The organism is Bacillus sp. SIMBA_008 (assembly GCF_046535495.1).
Classification (GTDB): Bacteria; Bacillota; Bacilli; order Bacillales; family Bacillaceae; genus Bacillus; species Bacillus subtilis.
The window spans coordinates 1-273 of record NZ_JAWRWL010000445.1; the positions used below are offsets into that span (position 1 = coordinate 1).

General features: G+C 69.2%; 1 protein-coding gene. It reads left to right on the plus strand.

From position 1 onward, the window contains the following. Positions 1 to 273 (plus strand): HtaA domain-containing protein (locus SB658_RS23955; protein ID WP_410602830.1); only part of this gene is annotated, 273 nt, incomplete at both ends.

Sequence of the window (273 nt, forward strand, 5' to 3'; positions counted from 1 at the left end):
TCACCGGTCCGATCGCACAGGGGTCGATCTCCGTCTCCGGAGGAGCGACGCGCTCGGGCGGACAGTTCCAGTTCGGCCAGTCGGTCGGGGGTGATTTCGACGTCGCGACCGGCGTCGGCAGCGTCGTCTACCGCGGCTCGGTGCGCTTCACCGGCCATCACGGGGTGCTCGACATCACGCTCTCCGACCCGGTGATCCGCGTCACGTCCTCGAACAGCGCGACGCTCTTCGTGTCGAGCGGCGGGTCGCAGGTGGCTTTCGCGACGCTCGACC